The following is a 17,840-nucleotide window of genomic DNA, read 5'->3' on the forward strand; positions in this document are numbered from 1 at the left end:
GTCCACCCCTTTCCATGCAGGGAAAGGGGGCACAGTTTTTTAATGGGTCAAGGGACCTGTCCCTGATATCCAATTAAAATTCCTCATAAGTGGCTGGATCCTGATCCCTCATTCTTCCATCAGGGCGTGTTATTCCTGAAATCTCCGCTATTTCTGCTGCATCTAAGGCAAAATCAAATATTGAAATATTTTCAAGCTGACGAACAGGAGATGCTGATTTCGGAATGGCAATGGCACCGAGCTGGTAATGCCAGCGTAAAATAATTTGTGAGATTGATTTGTTGTGTTGCTCCGCAATTTTTTGCAGAGTGTCGTTTTTTAAGACTTCATTTGCACGGGCTAATGGACTCCAAGACTCTGTCGCAATATCATTCTCTTCATGCCATTTTCTTTGCTCTTCCTGGTTAAAAAATGGGTGTAATTCTATCTGATTATTACTTGGCAAAACACCAGTTTCCTTTTTTAACCGTTCCAAATGTTCCGGTAAAAAGTTGCAAACCCCGATTGAACGGATTAACCCCCATTTTTTTGCGTCGATTAAAGCTTGCCAAGCTTCTACATAGTGATCCTGTTGGGGATTTGGCCAGTGAATCAGATATAGATCATAATAATCAAGATTCGCGCGATATAATGATTCTTGAATAGTCACGACCGCTTTGTCATATGTATGGTAGCGACCGGGCAATTTTGACGTAATGAGTAAATCTTTTCTTGGAACCGTACTCCTTCTAATGGCTTCTCCGACGGCTCCTTCATTTTCATAATTATAAGCAGTATCAATGAGTCTATAACCTAAATCAATGGCGCTTTTTATCGCGTTGGCACCTTCATTTCCCTTTAGACTATATGTACCAAAACCAATAGCCGGTATTCTCAATCCGTCATGAAGCGTTATTTCCGGAATTTCTATACCCATGAAAATCACTCCTTTCTAAGATATTTTAAGAGTAGCATATATTTTGAGATAATTCATAAATTCAGTTTTATATAGGAAAAAAGGTTCTTTCTCCTCAAATCCAAGTCATTTCTTTATAATGTAGGTTATTGAATAAATCTAAGAAAAAGAGTGATCCGTTTGATCTCTAACAAAATATTAAAAAGCAAATCAAGCTTACAATACCGTAATATGCGAATAGTGTATTTAGTAGCTGTCGGCATCACCATTGTATTGGGTCTTGCCTCTAGGAAATTCAGTTATCTTCTTCCGTTATTTGTTGCACGTAACGCAGGGGACGCGCTATGGGCAATGATGGTCTATTTCGGCTTCCGTTTCTTACTTGTGCGGAAGAGCTTGTTCCTAGCATTTTGTCTCAGTATTTTTTTTAGTTTCGGAATCGAGTTTAGCCAGCTATACCAGGCAGACTGGATTAATCAAATCCGTAATACCGTACTCGGAGCATTAATTTTAGGCAAAGGGTTTCTAATAATGGATTTAATTCGGTATTCGGCAGGAATTTTGATTGCCGTGTTGCTGGACAAAATGGCACAGATGTATAGATGATAAGGTTTAAATACGTTATATGAAATTTTGTACAGCTTTTTACCCTTGTAAAGGTAGTTACCAATTGTTGGATAAAATTCAATGATTTTGGTATAGTGGAGGAGAGATTAAGTTAAACATAAGATTCATATGATAACTTGTTTAAGTATCCCTTCGCCCAGGTCAGAAATGCTTTGCTCTACTGGCTTTTAATCTATTAAACAATGATTTCAATTATGTGAGAGGTGAAGAGCTGTGCGGAAATTACCTATTATTATTAGTATTATTGTGATGGTGATCATTGTCGCATTAGGTGGCATTTACTATTATCAGTCAACGCACTTCAATGCAAACATCACGATTAATAATACAAAAGTTGGTGGATTGACAGCTGAAAAAGCAATAAAAAAATTGAAAACAACTGTCATGAAAAATGATGTCTATGTTGGTAATAAGCTTATTTTTAATGGAAAAAACACGAAGACTGGTTTTACAGATAAAAATTTGCCGGAACTCAAAAAAATATTAAAGATGCAGCGAACTTTTTTTCCTTCGTCACGGGTAAAAAATTATTCGCTGTTACCAGCAAATTTGGATCAATACCGCAACCAAACGATGAAAAAGACGGTAGAAGAAAAGCTTGTTTCGATGAATAAAAGCTTAAAAGCACCGAAAGACGCTCAAGTCCAATTGAAGCAAGGGAAAATTATTGTCTCCAAAAGCGAAGCTGGTAATCAGTATGACGTTGCAACATTATTAAAGGACTACAGTAAGCATGAATATAGTAGTGTAATCCATTTAAAAGTCGCATATTTGCAGCCTATCAAAGCGGACAGTGCGATTGTAAAAGAGCAAAAGAAAAAGCTGCAGGAACTCATGCAGCGAAACGTCGACTATAAGGTTCAGAACAAAATATATTCCTTTAATGGTCAAGATGTAATTAAAAATGCAACGATATCAAAGGATTTGAAGGTTACGATCGATCCAAGTGATATTCAAAACAAAATAGCTGAAATTAATCGTACTCAATCAACTCTACATAAAAATTACACTTTTAAAACTCATTCAGGGAAAGTGATATCGGTAAAAGGGGAATCCTATGGATGGTCCATCAATGTTGTCGAAGAATCGAAACGCATTCAAGCTGCACTTGAAAAAGGGAAAAAGTCGATTCTTGCATATAATGTTTATGGAATTGGTTGGAACACATATGGCGTAGGCTATCATACCACAGCAAACAATGGGATAGGCAACACCTATGCTGAAGTTTCGATAAAAGATCAACGTATTTGGATTTATAAAGATGGGAAACTTAAGGTCACTACCCACGTTGTCACTGGTAGACATGATACCAATGAAGATACGCCAAAAGGTGTATGGTATATTATGTATAAAAAATCTCCATCCATACTGAGGGGAAGTGAAGTAGGTAATCCGAATTATTCTATTAAAGTCAACTATTGGGCACCTTTTACCAATAGCGGCTGCGGATTCCACGATGCGTACTGGCGGACAAATTGGGCTAGTGATGCATACCTTCATTATGGATCAGGCGGTTGCGTCAACACACCGCCAAGCGTCATGAAAACGGTCTATGACAATCTTGAACAAAACGAGCCAGTTATTATTTATTAAGCTGATTGCTATTTTAAGCTCAACACACATGTTTTTATACATGTGTGTTTTTTACGTTAAAAAAAATTATGAGGGACAAAATGAGCTCGGTAGCAAGAGGAGAAGTCCTTCATAAGAGCGATGAAGGCCAAAATGTGATGAGCAACAAGCGAAGATGTCTTTCATAAGAGCGATGAAGACCAAAATGTGATGAGCAACAAGAGGAGATGACCTTCATAAAAGTGATGAAGGTCAAAATGTGCTCGGTAACAAGAACAGATGACCTTCATAAAAGCGATGAAGGCCAAAATGTGCTCGGTAACAAGAGGAGATGACCTTCATAAGAGCGATGAAGGCCAAAATGTGCTTGGTAACAAGAGGAGATGACCTTCATAAGAGCGATGAAGGCCAAAATGTGCTTGGTAACAAGAGGAGATGACCTTCATAAGAGCGATGAAGGCCAAAATGTGCTCGGTAACAAGAGCAGATGACCTTCATAAAAGCGATGAAGGCCAAAATGTGCTCGGTAACAAGAGCAGATGACCTTCATAAGAGCGATGAAGGCCAAAATATGATGAGCAACAAGAGGAGATGACCTTCATAAAAGCGATGAAGCCCCCCAACAAGAGTAGATGTCTTTCAAAAAGGTAAAGAAAGACAAAAGGAAAACAACATCAAATCCCGAAGTCCATATAATATGTTCTGATGGAAAAGCGTAAGTTCTCTATCTTTTTAAATGTCCCCTCAATTCATTCCAACGCCTCAATTTACTAAGGACAAAAGCCCTGACTCTTTCTCCCTATTTTTTGTGAAAAGCAATATTCATAAAAAACAGAACAATATTATGATTGTGGAAGCGCCTCCATAAAAGTAGCCTAAAGATAAGTAAAAGAGGTGCCTGCTGTTGGGGGCGGCAATGTTCTAACAATGAATGTGGATCACGTAAGGAAAAAGATTTCTCTTTTACCTTACTGCTTTTAGTTGCACCAGAATCTAAAAAGGGGGGGAAGGAAAGACGTCCATAACCCAATAGAAAGTATCCTTTTTTATTTAACAGCTATATTTAGGAGGGGATCATTTTTGGGCAGTCGATATTTCAAAAAGTCTTTTAGTATTACGCTTGCTGTAGTAGTAATTTTGGCAACTTTTATGATGAATTTTACTCCAGCTCTACGTGCATCGGCGGAAGAAAAAGCAGCAAATGTAACCAATGCTTTTAAGGGAAATGAAGTGGAACAAAATTCCGCAATCAAGGATCCAGTTAATATTATGGACAATAACCTTCAAGAAGGCGACTTTAACATTCTATCAGGGGATGGAAAACTTACGTATAACCCAGATGGTTCCGTTACTTTTGGGGTTACTTCCACTCAAAAGAATCGAATTGTGTATAATAAAATGGATAAAATCAAGAATGGAATTTTTGAGGCTGACATCACTCCTGATAGGGACGCCATGAATCGCTTTGGTATCCTTTACCGGGTTCAAGACGCTTCCGCCTACACTTATGTGGGAACAGGAGATGCGAATAATCAATACTTTGGAGAAATCTTTGGCCCTGCCAATACATGGACATCGATGACAACAGATGTTCCATTAAAAGCAAATCAAACGTATCATATGAAATTGAAATTTATTGATAATGTAGCAACCTTATATATTGATGATAAAAAGGTAAATTCATGGGATTTGACCGGGGGAGTAGATCAGCCCGGCCTACTAGGATTTGAAAAAAGTAGAGGTGCAGCAAATATTACTATTTCCAACATTAAGATAAAAGAAATTGTTCCACAAACACCTCCAAATACTGCACCTATAGAAGATACATTAAGTTCAAAGTATATGGATGTCATCATTGATCAAGTTTTTCCTCGAGTGGTGGAATACAAGGTTGGCAACAAGATGATGAATGGACAAGAAACACCTGTCTATGGGTTAAAAGTAAATGGAAATCTGTATTATCCAGAGGTAGCCTATAAAAAAATTAGCAGCAGTGAAGCTTTATATACGTTAAAAGTAGTAGACGAAGAAGAAAATCTCGATGCTATTTTTAAAGTTTCATTGAAGGTAGATAACAATAAAGTAATCTATCAATTCGATGACATTAAAAATAATGGCAGTGCAAAGATCGAAACAGTAGAGTTTCCAGATATGAACTTCATCTCGGTCAACTCCAATCAAAAAGATGCGAACGCGAAATTAACGAACCTAAGCAGTGATGTCACGAAATCCGGCGATGTCGATGTGGCAGTTGACTCTTCGATGAGTGGCATTGGTACTTCCAATACGTATTACACGGCATTTTTATCTACGAATGAATTAAGTGCAGGGGTATGGTCCAGTTCGGAAGTGAACGGATATCGTAACTTAGTTGCAAAGCGCTATGAAACGGAAAACGGTGCTAAAGCAATGGGAATCGGGTCTAGCCTGCTTTATTATCAAAGAGGCTTTATGCCTGAACCGCAAGCTAGTAAGCCAACCATTAAAATTGCGATTGCCGATGATTTGAATCATGATAACGAGATTAATTGGCAGGACGGTGCTATTGCTTATCGTGATATTATGCAGACCATTAAAGGATACGAAGATGTTAATAACAATGTCGGAATGCGCATCGCCATGAATTTTGGCTCGCAAGCTCAACAGCCATTTTTAAAAACATTAGATAATGTGAAAAAAGTTGCACTCGCTACAGATGGTCTTGGGCAATCCGTTTTATTAAAGGGATATGCCAATGAAGGACATGACAGCGGTCACCCTGATTATGGAGATGTCGGAGAACGAATGGGCGGCGCTAAAGACTTAAATACACTTATTAATGAAGGACATAAATATGATGCTCAGTTTGGCGTCCATATTAATGCACAAGAAACGTATCCAGAAGCAAAAGCCTTCAGCAATGACTTTATTGATGGGCCAAATTCATTGGGATGGGGCTGGTTAGATCAATCCTATACCATCAATAAATTAAAAGATTTATATTCCGGAACTCGTGCGAAAAGGTTAGATGACCTTAAAGCTGCCGTTCCTGGACTTGATTATGTCTATTTAGATGTGTGGTATCAAGATCAATGGGAATCGGATAGAATAGCAGAACAGTTCATGGACCGAGGATGGAGGGTTTCTACTGAATTTGGTACAGCTGTTCCAAATTACTCCACATGGCAGCACTGGGCTGTTGATAAAAACTATGGAGGACCGACAAGTAAAGGAATCAACTCGGATGTGCTTCGTTTTATAAGCAATCACCAAAAAGACTCCTGGGTGTTGAATGCACCTGACTTTGGCGGCACAGCAGATCATCCATTACTTGGGGGATATGAATTAGCCGGTTTTGAAGGATGGCAATCTGATAAGAATTTTGATAACTTTATCAAAACAACATTTGATACCAATTTACCAACTAAATTTTTACAAAAGTATTATGTCACAAACTGGATTACGGAAAAAGGCGACAAATCAAAAACAAATCTGGAAAAGGAAATTAAGTTGGCGGACCCAAGCAATGGTGATGTAGTAGACGTTAAAAGAAAAGACAACTCAAGAGAACGTGTTATAACACTTAACGGAAACGTCATATTGGATGGGCATGCTTATCTGATTCCTTGGGTGAAACAGGACTTTAAAACGCCAACACCGGATTCCCAAAAGTTATATCACTGGAATTTGAATGGCGGCACCACTACTTGGACACTTCCGGATGAATACAAGAATGTGCACAGTGTCTTTGTTTACAAATTGACGGATCAAGGAAGAACCGAAAAGAAATCGGTAAAAGTCGTAAATAATCAAATTACTTTAACTGCGGATCCTGCAACTCCTTATGTCGTTGTACCGAAGAATGGGAAAGATAAAGGTGTCCAAATCGATGATTGGAGTAAGGATTCACATGTTTACGATACCGGATTTAATTCAGGTACGATTAAGGATAAATATACAAAGGTTTCTGGAGATAAGGAAGCTGTAAGTGTAAAGAGAACCGATCAAACAGGAAGTGCTCGTAATGTGAGCAGCGGAGATTACTATTTAAGCTTTGACAGTCCAACACAATATACTTCCGTTACGAGAACTCTAACCGACTTAGAGCCGGGAAAAGAGTATGTGGCGGAAGTTTATGTGGAAAACAATAGTGATGCAAAGGCTGAAATCAAAGTATCAAACGGAAAAAATGAGGTAAGCAATTACACGCTACGCAGTCTGCAAAAGAACTATGTGAAAGCAGATTCGCATGCTTCCAATGATGGATACAACAGTAAAATGCAAATCATGCAAGTCAGCTTTACTGCAACGAATAAAACAGCTCAATTAACGCTTGCCCGTGAAGCTGGTGAGGGAAACACGAAATTCGATGATATTCGTATCGTTCAAAAGACTTTAAAAAATATCGTCTCACCACAAGTTTTTCAACAAGATTTCGAATCAGTGGTGCAGGGAATTTACCCATTTGTGATTGGCAACACGGAAGGCGTAGAAGATAACAGGATCCACCTTTCTGAATTGCATGCACCATATACGCAAAAAGGCTGGGCAGGGAAGAAGCTGGTTGATGATGTATTGGGAGGCAATTGGTCGGTCAAAGTGAATACTGGAAATAAAGGCTTGCTTTATCGCACCATTCCGCAAAACTACCATTTTGAACCTGGAGTTGCGTATAAGGTTTCATTTGACTATCAAACTACGGCTGGCGCTTACCGCTTTATCTCTGGAGACCAGGAAATCGATGTGAAAGATATTGCGAGTGCTAAAGGAATCAATGTGAATGAAAAACTTGGAGCTGCGACCGATACGAAAAGGGTTGAGTTTACAGTCACCGGCTCAGAAAACGGTCAAACCTATATTGGTATTTTCAGTAATGGCACAAGTTTAAATGGTGATACTGGTGCAGGTACCTTTATATTGGATAATCTGCGTATTGAAAAGGTGACACCTGGATCTAAGTAAATGAAGGAAGATTTTTTTCGAAGTAAAAAAGGGAGAAGTGCTCGAATCCGCTTCTCCCTTTCTATTTTCTTTTAGCCCTTTTCGTTTTATTATTCTTGGCACTTTTAAGATTTCTATATTGGGAGGGAGATAAATTAGTTACCCGTTTAAAGGACTGGGCAAAAAAAGATTGTGATGAAAAACCGGTTATCGCGGCAATATTTGAAATCGGATAATTTGTTGTCTCTAGTAATATCTTACTTTCTCGAATCCGCGTTTGGATTAAATATTCAATCGGAGAAACTCCAACAAGCTTCTTAAAGGAATGAGCCAAATAGTATTTATTAATATGTCCTGCTTCCGCTAATGTATCTAAATTAATATTTTCTCGAAAATTTAACTTAATATAATTTTTAATAAATGCAATATCTTTATTGATTTTTTGAGCAGAGGTTTTTTCTAAGGTGAACTCCCTTTTCCTCATCATTTTAAGAAGCAGTATTTCTAAAATATTATGAATGATGATTTCATAGTCTTCCTTCTGATTTTGTACTTCCTCTAATAATTGCCGGAGATAAAAAAGGTAAACATGTTGCTCCTGCTTGAAATTATAAAAGGTAATCTGAGAACCTGAATTATTTGGATCCAAGAAAGCGATCCCTTGAATGCCTAGTGCAATATACTCAAGCGGGTCTTTGGGAGATGATTTTTCCGTATGTTCAATATTAGGGTTGATCACAATTAAATCATGCTCCGTTACTGGTACCTCTTTGTTGGAAAAAACAAAAGTCCCTTTCCCCTTCGTTATGTATAAGATCTCGGTGAAAGGATGGGTATGATTGGTGCTATGCCAGTCCTTATCATATTTTGCCTTTGTTACATAAAGGATTTTTACCGGAAGATGATCTCGATGGGATTGTGGGATTTCAACGATTACATTGGACAAATAATCCCCTCCTTCAAAACTATTAGTAATAGTATAGTATTTTTACTGAATTTTCACAACGGAAAGCAAGATACCTAAAAAACACGACAAGATGTATGTTGTGAAAGCGTTTTTTCGTCCGTATACTTCTAACAAAGGCTCTTTTCTTAAACCGTAAAACTGTCGGTAGCAACTCTATTTGGGATGAAAGAAACTTTATAAGAAAAGATGCCCAAAACCAAGTCCGCTTATGTTTTATAACAAAAGACAAAAAGTAACAATTTGTAAGAAAACAGCCTAGCTATATAAGGGAAAAGAGGGGGATGAAAAGGTGAAAAAGAAGCTTTTGATCGTAGGAATGATAGCTTTGCTTTCTGTTGGCTTAATCGCTTGTCAAAATGGCGGCAATCAGAAAGCTGGTGCGAATGGGGATAAAAAAACCGTATTGCATTTGGCAGCTCTGGAGTCAGCATATGGGAAGGATATGTGGACAAAAATAGCGGATGTATATGAGGCAGCAAATCCTAATGTGAAGGTAGAGCTAACAGTAGATAAAAACGTTGAAGAGGTAGTTAGCCCACAAATGAAGGCTGGAAACTATCCCGATGTAGTGCTGCTAGCAACAGGAAGAAAATTAGGACTTACAGAAACAATGATTAAAGATAAAGCATTAGAAGATATAACAGATGTATTCGATAAGAATGTTTATGGAGAAGATGTGAAAGTGAAGGATAAGCTGATTCCTGGCTTTACGGATACACTTGCAACAAATCCATACAATGATAAAAAGACTTATTTAGCACCAATGTTCTATAGCCCAACAGGATTATTCTATAACAAAGCACTATTGGAAGAGAAGGGCTGGGAAGTTCCGAAGACATGGGACGAAATGTGGGCATTAGGAGATAAAGCGAAGAAAGAAGGTATTTCTCTATTCACTTATCCTACCACAGGTTACTTTGATGCATTTGTGTATTCCATGCTATTAGAAGCAGGGGGACCGGATTTCTATAATCGTGCAATGCGATATGAAGATGGTATTTGGGAATCTCCTGAAGCTACAAAGGTTTTTGATCTTATTGGAAAACTAGCAAAATATACAGCACCAACAACGGTTGCAAATGGAAATGATCAAAACTATAAAAAGAACCAACAGTTGGTATTGGATAATAAAGCACTCTTTATGCCTAATGGTACATGGGTAGTAGGGGAAATGAAGGATGCGCCTAGAGCGAAAAACTTTGAATGGGGGATGACTGCCTTACCGGCTATCGAGGATGGCGGCGACAGATACGCTTTCACATTCTTTGAACAAATGTGGATTCCATCTCAAGCAAAAAATAAAGATGCTGCAAAAGACTTCTTAACCTTCGTCTATTCTGATAAAGCATCGGATATTTTCGCGGAAGCTGGAGCAATCCAACCAATTAAAGATATTTCTAGTAAACTATCTGGAGATAATAAGATATTCTATAGCATCTATGATAATGGTGCAAAAGCCGGAATGGGAGGCTTTGCGGCAACCGATCCGGTGGAAGGGGTAAGCATGGGTGATACTTTATTTGGAACAATCGACAGTATTGTTTCTGGAAACAAAACCGTGAAAGCGTGGCAAAAAGCTGTTGAAAAAGCCAGTGACCAATTACGCCCTGCTGTAAAAAATTAATCGTTTCATAAAAGTATAACGGTGAGTATCGTTCTCACCGTTATATTTCATTAGGTTTGCCTTGTTTTTGTTTTTTCAAAGTGGTAAAGATTCGGGGGCATATTCGAATATCTATTAACAACTATTAACGAAAGCCCTGATAGAGGTGATAGCATTGAATAAAAAGACAGCAAAAAGAATGTTCATTTTTATGTGCATTGCACCCGCACTTATCCTGTTTGCGATATTCATGATAGTACCAACGATTGAGGTATTTAGAATGTCTCTATATAAATGGGGTGGGTTCTCCAATAACAAACTATTCGTAGGTTTCGAAAACTTTAAGAAGCTATGGAATGATATGAATTTCATTCACTCTCTCCAAAATAGTATTGTCCTAATTGTTGTGGTGACGATTGTTACGATGGCATTGTCGATTTTATTCGCGACTTTTTTAACGAGAGAAAAAATAAAAGGAAACAGTTTTTTTCGAGTTATTTTTTATATTCCAAATATCTTATCCATTGTAGTAATTGCCGGTATTTTTTCAGCGGTATATGACCCTACAACAGGGTTATTAAATAATTTTCTAGGTGTTTTTAAATTTAAAGGACTTCAAAAAATGTGGCTTGGGGATCAGCAAATTGCGATTTACAGTATTGGTGGAGCGCTTATTTGGCAAGCAATCGGCTACTATATGGTCATGTATATGACAAGTATAGCAAGTATACCTGAAAGTTTTTATGAGGCCTCCGCTCTGGAAGGGGCTGGAAGGATTCGGCAATTTTTCAGTATTACCTTGCCGTTGATTTGGAATAACATTCGGACCACTTTAACCTTTTTTATCATCAGTACCATTAATCTAAGTTTCCTGCTCGTTCAGGCCATGACAGGCGGCGGACCTGATGGGGCAACAGAGGTCTTTTTGAGTTACATGTATAAGCAAGCATACACCAATTCTTCTTACGGTTACGGGATGGCAATAGGAGTGGTCATCTTCTTATTCTCATTTGCATTATCGGCGATTGTTAGTCGGGTTACCAAACGAGAAGTGCTGGAGTATTAAGGAGGTTCTCAATCTATGAAAAAACAAAAAGGCATGAGTACAGAAAACTTGTTTCGATTGTTTATGTATGTGGCGCTCATAACATTAGCAATTTCTATCATTGTTCCTGTTGCTTGGGTGTTTCTGGCATCGCTCAAACGTAATTCGGAATTCTATGGCAGTCCGTGGGTGATGCCAAAAGGCTTATATTTTCAAAACTTTATCGATGCTTTTGAAAAGGCAAACATGGGTACATATATGCTGAATTCCATCATGGTTACAGCATTGGCACTTCTCATCCTATTGATCGTTGCTTTGCCGGCTGCATATGTATTAGCGAGATATTCATTTAAAGGAAGTAAATTTATCCAATCATTGTTTAAGGCAGGGTTGTTTATCAATGTGAACTATATTGTCGTTCCTATTTTCCTGCTGTTATTAAATGGCGATACTTTTTTACGGGTACAGTTTGGTGATGGGTTTTTATTAGACAATCTCTTAGTTTTATCCGTTGTGTATGCTGCAACATCACTGCCTTTCACGATTTATTTATTATCCAGTTATTTTCAGACATTGCCTTCCACCTATGAAGAAGCAGCATTCGTGGATGGAGCTGGATATTTTAAAACAATGGTGAAAATTATGATCCCAATGGCCAGACCAAGCATCATTGCTATTATTCTATTCAATTTCCTTTCCTATTGGAATGAATATATTATTGCGCTGACATTGATACCCGGTCCAAACAAAACCTTACCTGTTGGGTTAATGAACTTAATGGCAGCGCAAAAATCTGCCGCAAATTATGGCCAATTGTATGCGGGAATGGTAATTGTCATGCTTCCTACCTTGATTCTGTATATTTTGGTTCAAAGGAAACTGACCCAAGGGATGACGCTCGGCGGACTGAAAGATTAGGAGAAAGCGAATTTGGCGGCAGATGAAATCAAGTGGAGGGAAAGCTCTTATGAATTCAAAACTTCTTGTTCTCTTAAAAGTTATTGCATTTATTTTATGCCTGGCTCTAATATTTTTTGGCAACAAAACCGTAGGAAAACTCAATTTAGGTTTCATGCTCATCGGTTTAGCTGGTCTTTTAGCACTGCTCTATGATTACAACAGAAAAGCAGGATAAGGGAAATTGGTGGAAAAGGGGACTAGTCCCTTTGTCCGAACATAAGAAAATGAAAATGGAGGGTGTTCAATGAGTATAGATTTTTATGTTAAAGGTAATCAATTCATGATAAATGGCGAACCTACAAGAATTATTTCTGGTGTGATTCATTATTTTCGAGTCGTTCCCGAGTATTGGGAGGACCGGCTTATAAAATTAAAGGAGTGTGGATTTAATACAGTTGAAACGTATATTCCTTGGAATTTACATGAGCCTGTAGAAGGAAGTTTTTCCTTCGAAGGACTCGCGGATATTGAACGATTTATTAAAACCGCGAAGAAAGTAGGGTTATACGTCATCATTCGTCCAAGCCCATATATTTGCGCAGAATGGGAATTTGGTGGGCTGCCTTCGTGGTTACTAAAAGATAAACATATTCGTTTGCGTTGCATAGATCCGCTTTTTCTAGAAAAGGTAGATGCTTATTATGATGTACTAATGCCTATTTTAGTTCCGCATCTATGTACAAACGACGGACCAATTATTGCGATGCAAATTGAAAATGAGTATGGAAGCTACGGAAATGATCAGAAATACCTGCAATATTTAAAAGAGGCTATGGAAAAAAGAGGGATAGATGTTCTTTTGTTCACATCGGATGGCCCAACTGACAGTATGTTACAAGGTGGCATGGCAACGGGCGTATTAGCAACCGTCAATTTCGGCTCAGGAGTAAATCAATCATTTGACAAATTAGAGGAATATCAGCCTAACCAACCTTTAATGTGTATGGAATTTTGGAATGGATGGTTTGATCATTGGGGTGAAAAACACCATACAAGAGAGGCGGAAGATGTAGCTAAAACATTGGATGAAATGCTGCAAAGGAATGCCTCTGTTAATTTCTATGTTTTTCATGGCGGAACGAACTTTGGTTTCTACAATGGGGCAAATCACGGAGAAAAATACGAGCCAACCATTACAAGCTATGATTATGACGTATTATTAACGGAGCATGGTGTACCGACCGAGAAATATTTTGCTGTCCGCAAAGTAATAGAGAATTATGTGCCTCTGCCACCTATAGCCTTGCCAGAACCGATACCTGTGAAGGATTTTGGGGAAATTCCGATGACAAAATCAGCGATACTATTCGATTCATTGGACGTTTTATCCATACCAGCAGAACGAATATGTCCGGAAACGATGGAGGAAATGGGGCAGGATTATGGGTTTATTTATTACGAAACAAAGATAAGCGGTCCTCGTAAAGATAACAAATTAATCCTGCAGGATGCCCATGACCGTGCATTAGTCTATTTAAATGGACGCTATATCGGGGAGATTACAAGATGGGATCAACAGGAGATTATTCTGGATATTCCAGAGGATGGTGCCCGCCTAGGAATTCTTGTAGAGAATATGGGAAGGATCAATTATGGACCATTTTTAAAAGATTATAAAGGGATTACAGAGGGAGTTCGTTTAAATGGACAATTTTTATTCCATTGGACTATTTATCCGCTTCCTCTCAAAGATTTGACAAAATTGGACTTTACTGATATTTCAAAAATGGTGCATACTCCGCAATTTTATAAAGGATCCTTCACGGTCGATCAGCCAGCAGATACTTTCTTAAATTTTGAAGGCTGGAAAAAAGGGGTTGCCTATATTAATGGATTTAACTTAGGAAGATACTGGGAGATTGGTCCGCAGCAAACATTATACATCCCAGCACCATTACTCAAAAAAGGAGTAAATGAAATCATCTTATTTGAACTTCATGGAACAATGAAACCTAGCATCTATTTATCTGATACACCAGTATTGGAAAAAGAAACAATAATTAGCAAGTAAGATGAAAGCGGATATTTCGCCATAGTGAAATCAAACAGGTCATATAGGAATGGATTACTTGATGTGTTGATGTTACAACGATATAATATTATCAAAAATAATTACTATATTATGTGAAAATTTTTAAGATTGAAAGAAAGGTAGTACACGATGAAACCTTTACAATATGACAGTGTGATACCGCTTTATCACCAATTAAAGGAAAGACTTAAGGAATCCATTGATGGCGGTTACTGGATGCCGGGTGATAAAATTCCATCAGAAAATCAGCTGATGGATCAATATAGTGTGAGTAGGAACACGGCAAAAAAAGCTATTGAAGAGCTTGTTCAAGAAGGGTCACTTTATCGTATACAGGGTAAAGGAACCTTTGTGGCGAAACCGAAATTACAGCAGTCATTAATGGGGTTCTACAGCTTTAGTAAAGTATTGAAGGAAAAGGGAATGAACCCTAAGGATATTATTCTTGCTATTAATGAGGTTACACCGACTACAAAAGTGAAGGAAGGACTTCAATTAACAGATGATAATGATGTCATTGAAGTGAAACGTCTTCGTTGTGCGGATGATGAACCTTATATTCTTGAATCCTCCTATATTCCGAAAAGCATTATTTCCGATAAGGAAATGCTTAAGAAGGTTGGACCTATTTCACTTTATGATTTGCTTGAACAGGAATTTAATATTGTCGTTACTCGAGCGAAAGAGGCATTTGAACCTGTATTGATTCGTGGTGAGGAAAGTAAATATTTGCAAACAAGGGAAGGACTTCCCGCACTGCTATTGGAACGCATTGCATATGATGCGAAGGGATTACCAGTTGAATTTTGTCATTCTATTGTCCGCGGTGATCGCTGCCGTTTTTACACAGAATTAACATAAAAAAGATATCGGCATTAACACAAGTTACTCATAGTGTAAAACACTATGAGTTTTTCTATATATTTGTGGCCTTCAATCGACATATGTGTAATAAGTAAAATAATAAATTATGTTGTATTTCCCTTTAATCGGAAAAATGACATCTCACAACAACCTGTTGACCCAACAACCCAATATGATTATAATGAGTTCATGAATTAAATTTGCGCAAATTTTTTTTTGAATCAAATTTTCTGAATCATAGGAATGTTTAGGTTATGAAAGTGGCATCTGATGTATGAGAAATTTCTATTATTGAGGTGGAGGGAAGCTATTACACTCTTTTAATGGTTAACAATCAATAAATCTGAAAAAAATAAATCTGCGTGTCGGTTTGGAAAAGTGAGCAATAATAGAGTACTAGATTAAACTACATTCCTAGTCACAGGATATGAAAGGAGCGTTTGGATGGGTGTATATGTTATAAGAAGGGTTTTTGGGCTTATTCCAATGATATTCATCATTACGGTTATTGCCTTTTTAATGATGCATGCTGCACCTGGAGATGCCTTTTCCTCTATTTTGAATCCAAAGATAAAAAACATTAATGAACTACAAGAAGCATTGCGCCATGCAGCCGGTTATGACCAACCCTTGATAATGCAGTATGTTACTTGGATTAAGAATTTTTTTACCGGTGATTGGGGTTATAGTTATGTGAAACATGAGCCAGTATTGTCGATGATAACACCCGCTCTTGTTAATACCGTGATTTTATCCTTAATGGCCCAGATAATTTCTATAGGGTTGGGAATTCCAATTGGTATTTTGCAAAGTCGGTTTCCTTATTCAAAATTCGACTATACAACATCTACCATTTTATCTTTTTTTCTATCCCTTCCTTTATCTTTGGGATCATTTTGATTTACGTGTTTGCCATCAATTTAGGCTTTTTCCCGGCACAAGGAGCGGTTGGATTTGGTCCTTCGGCAGGATCGTTGGGAGATCATTTGTATCACGCCTTTTTACCGGCAATTGCACTCATTTTATTAAGTTTTGTTGCTCATACAAGATACATAAGAGGTGCGATGCTTGATGTGAAAAGTTCTGATTATACCCGAACAGCCTATGCAAAAGGGTTAAAAGAAAGCAAGGTTTTTACAAAACATGTTTTCCGCAATGCGATGATTCCATCTATTACACAATGGGGATACGACATAGCGGCAATTGTTGGCGGTTCCATCATTTTGAAGGGACTCTTTCAATACCAAGGTATGGGGCTTCTAACCATTGATGCTGTAAACAACAGGGATTACCCCGTTATCATGGCAACTACGATCATTTATGCCGTAGCCATTCTTATCGGAAATTTAATTGCTGATATTTTATATGCGGTGGTAGATCCGCGTATCCGTTACAAGTAGAAAGAGGTGGAAAAATGAAAGCTGCGATTCAAGAACAAAAAGATTTTCAGACTGATTATACTGTCAAGCTTAAAAAAGTTAGAAGTCCATTTCGAATGGCTTTAAGAAGGTTTATGAACAATAAAGCGGCGGTGGTTAGTGCCATTGTTCTGTTGCTTATTTTCGTCATGACTTTGATTGCACCTTTAATCACTCACTGGGATCCGACCAGTCAAGATCTTACTTCATCGGATCTTCCACCGTCTTCGGAGCATTTACTGGGTACGAATAATACCGGCCAGGATTATTTTGCAAGAAATATTTACGGTGGACGAGTTGATTTCATGATTGCCATAGTCGATATGGTTATCATTATGGGCATTGGAATTATTCTCGGCGGATTAGCGGGATATTACGGTGGATGGGTAGACGCAGTTATCATGCGTATTGTGGATATTATGCTTAATTTTCCTAGTCTCCTGCTTATCGTCATCCTTAGTGCCTTTTTCTCGACCAACTCTGTATGGTTATTAATTCTTATTATTGCTTTTACAGACTGGTCTGGAATAACAAGATTTGTGCGCGGGCTTTTCCTGAACCTACGTGAACAGGAATTTGTATTAGCCGCTAAAATGTCAGGATGCAGTGTTTGGCGTATTATTTTCAAACACTTTCTGCCAAATGCAATTGGCCCGCTAGTAGTAAATGCTACATTCTTAATGGCAGGCTTGATAGGGATGGAAGCAGCCCTTTCGCTAATCGGCTTTGGTGTTCCGCCTAATACTCCGTCTTGGGGGAATACATTAAATAGTGCTTTAGATTATTTTACTTTGCAATTTAAGCCGTGGGCATGGGTCCCTCCAGCCGGATTGATTTTTATTACCATCCTTTGTTTCAACTTTATTGGCGATGGTTTACGTGATGCATTTGATCCAAGCTTTGAAAAATAATGTCAAATGGAAAAGGGGATTATGGA

Annotated in this window: 14 protein-coding genes; 12 read left to right on the plus strand and 2 right to left on the minus strand. The window is 38.0% G+C overall.

The features are described 5' to 3' along the window. Positions 1 to 73: 73 nt before the first annotated feature. Complete coding sequence (locus NSQ59_RS05920; protein ID WP_340830061.1) at positions 74 to 916, minus strand: aldo/keto reductase; 843 nt, start codon at positions 914 to 916, stop codon at positions 74 to 76. 210 nt (positions 917 to 1,126) lie between these two features. Between NSQ59_RS05920 and NSQ59_RS05925 the strand changes: the two genes are divergently transcribed. From NSQ59_RS05925 to NSQ59_RS05935, 3 genes are all read left to right on the plus strand, one after another. After that, positions 1,127 to 1,501 (plus strand): ribosomal maturation YjgA family protein, encoded by a 375-nt coding sequence (locus NSQ59_RS05925; protein ID WP_126648472.1) that lies wholly within the window; start codon positions 1,127 to 1,129, stop codon positions 1,499 to 1,501. A gap of 270 nt (positions 1,502 to 1,771) precedes the next feature. Continuing rightward, positions 1,772 to 3,115 carry a L,D-transpeptidase family protein gene (locus tag NSQ59_RS05930; protein ID WP_340833142.1) on the plus strand — a complete coding sequence of 448 codons (1,344 nt, stop codon included), beginning with the start codon at positions 1,772 to 1,774 and terminating at the stop codon, positions 3,113 to 3,115. 1,059 nt (positions 3,116 to 4,174) lie between these two features. After that, entirely contained in the window at positions 4,175 to 8,035 is a 3,861-nt protein-coding gene (locus NSQ59_RS05935) for an endo-alpha-N-acetylgalactosaminidase family protein (protein ID WP_340830063.1), read from the plus strand. Positions 8,036 to 8,096: 61 nt separating this feature from the next. On the opposite strand, the gene NSQ59_RS05940 is transcribed toward NSQ59_RS05935, so the two are convergent. Next, positions 8,097 to 8,960 carry an AraC family transcriptional regulator gene (locus NSQ59_RS05940; RefSeq protein ID WP_055738597.1) on the minus strand — a complete coding sequence of 288 codons (864 nt, stop codon included), beginning with the start codon at positions 8,958 to 8,960 and terminating at the stop codon, positions 8,097 to 8,099. Between the two features lie 310 nt (positions 8,961 to 9,270). Between NSQ59_RS05940 and NSQ59_RS05945 the strand changes: the two genes are divergently transcribed. From NSQ59_RS05945 to opp4C, 9 genes are all read left to right on the plus strand, one after another. Continuing rightward, complete coding sequence (locus tag NSQ59_RS05945; protein ID WP_340830066.1) at positions 9,271 to 10,605, plus strand: carbohydrate ABC transporter substrate-binding protein; 1,335 nt, start codon at positions 9,271 to 9,273, stop codon at positions 10,603 to 10,605. 154 nt (positions 10,606 to 10,759) lie between these two features. Then, positions 10,760 to 11,650: a carbohydrate ABC transporter permease gene (locus NSQ59_RS05950; RefSeq protein ID WP_340830068.1), complete on the plus strand. Its 891-nt coding sequence runs from the start codon at positions 10,760 to 10,762 to the stop codon at positions 11,648 to 11,650. A gap of 15 nt (positions 11,651 to 11,665) precedes the next feature. Beyond that, positions 11,666 to 12,547, plus strand: a complete 882-nt coding sequence (locus NSQ59_RS05955) for a carbohydrate ABC transporter permease (protein WP_340830070.1) — start codon at positions 11,666 to 11,668, stop codon at positions 12,545 to 12,547. Positions 12,548 to 12,596: 49 nt separating this feature from the next. After that, the gene (locus NSQ59_RS05960; RefSeq protein ID WP_340830072.1) at positions 12,597 to 12,764 is read left to right on the plus strand and encodes a DUF6903 family protein; all 168 of its coding nucleotides are present in this window, start codon (positions 12,597 to 12,599) and stop codon (positions 12,762 to 12,764) included. A gap of 69 nt (positions 12,765 to 12,833) precedes the next feature. Beyond that, positions 12,834 to 14,600 (plus strand): glycoside hydrolase family 35 protein, encoded by a 1,767-nt coding sequence (locus tag NSQ59_RS05965; RefSeq protein ID WP_340830074.1) that lies wholly within the window; start codon positions 12,834 to 12,836, stop codon positions 14,598 to 14,600. A gap of 150 nt (positions 14,601 to 14,750) precedes the next feature. Continuing rightward, positions 14,751 to 15,482, plus strand: a complete 732-nt coding sequence (locus NSQ59_RS05970; protein ID WP_055738602.1) for a GntR family transcriptional regulator — start codon at positions 14,751 to 14,753, stop codon at positions 15,480 to 15,482. A 447-nt stretch (positions 15,483 to 15,929) separates the two neighbouring features. After that, a complete protein-coding gene (locus tag NSQ59_RS05975; protein ID WP_340830078.1) occupies positions 15,930 to 16,385 on the plus strand; it encodes an ABC transporter permease in 456 nt (151 codons plus the stop codon). Next, positions 16,382 to 16,885 carry an ABC transporter permease gene (locus tag NSQ59_RS05980; RefSeq protein WP_340830079.1) on the plus strand — a complete coding sequence of 168 codons (504 nt, stop codon included), beginning with the start codon at positions 16,382 to 16,384 and terminating at the stop codon, positions 16,883 to 16,885. Before NSQ59_RS05975 ends, NSQ59_RS05980 begins: the two co-directional genes overlap by 4 nt. A gap of 14 nt (positions 16,886 to 16,899) precedes the next feature. Continuing rightward, the gene (gene opp4C / locus NSQ59_RS05985) at positions 16,900 to 17,814 is read left to right on the plus strand and encodes an oligopeptide ABC transporter permease (RefSeq protein ID WP_055738604.1); all 915 of its coding nucleotides are present in this window, start codon (positions 16,900 to 16,902) and stop codon (positions 17,812 to 17,814) included. Positions 17,815 to 17,840: the final 26 nt, after the last annotated feature.

This window comes from Margalitia sp. FSL K6-0131 (assembly GCF_038008735.1).
Classification (GTDB): Bacteria; Bacillota; Bacilli; order Bacillales; family Bacillaceae_C; genus Margalitia; species Margalitia shackletonii.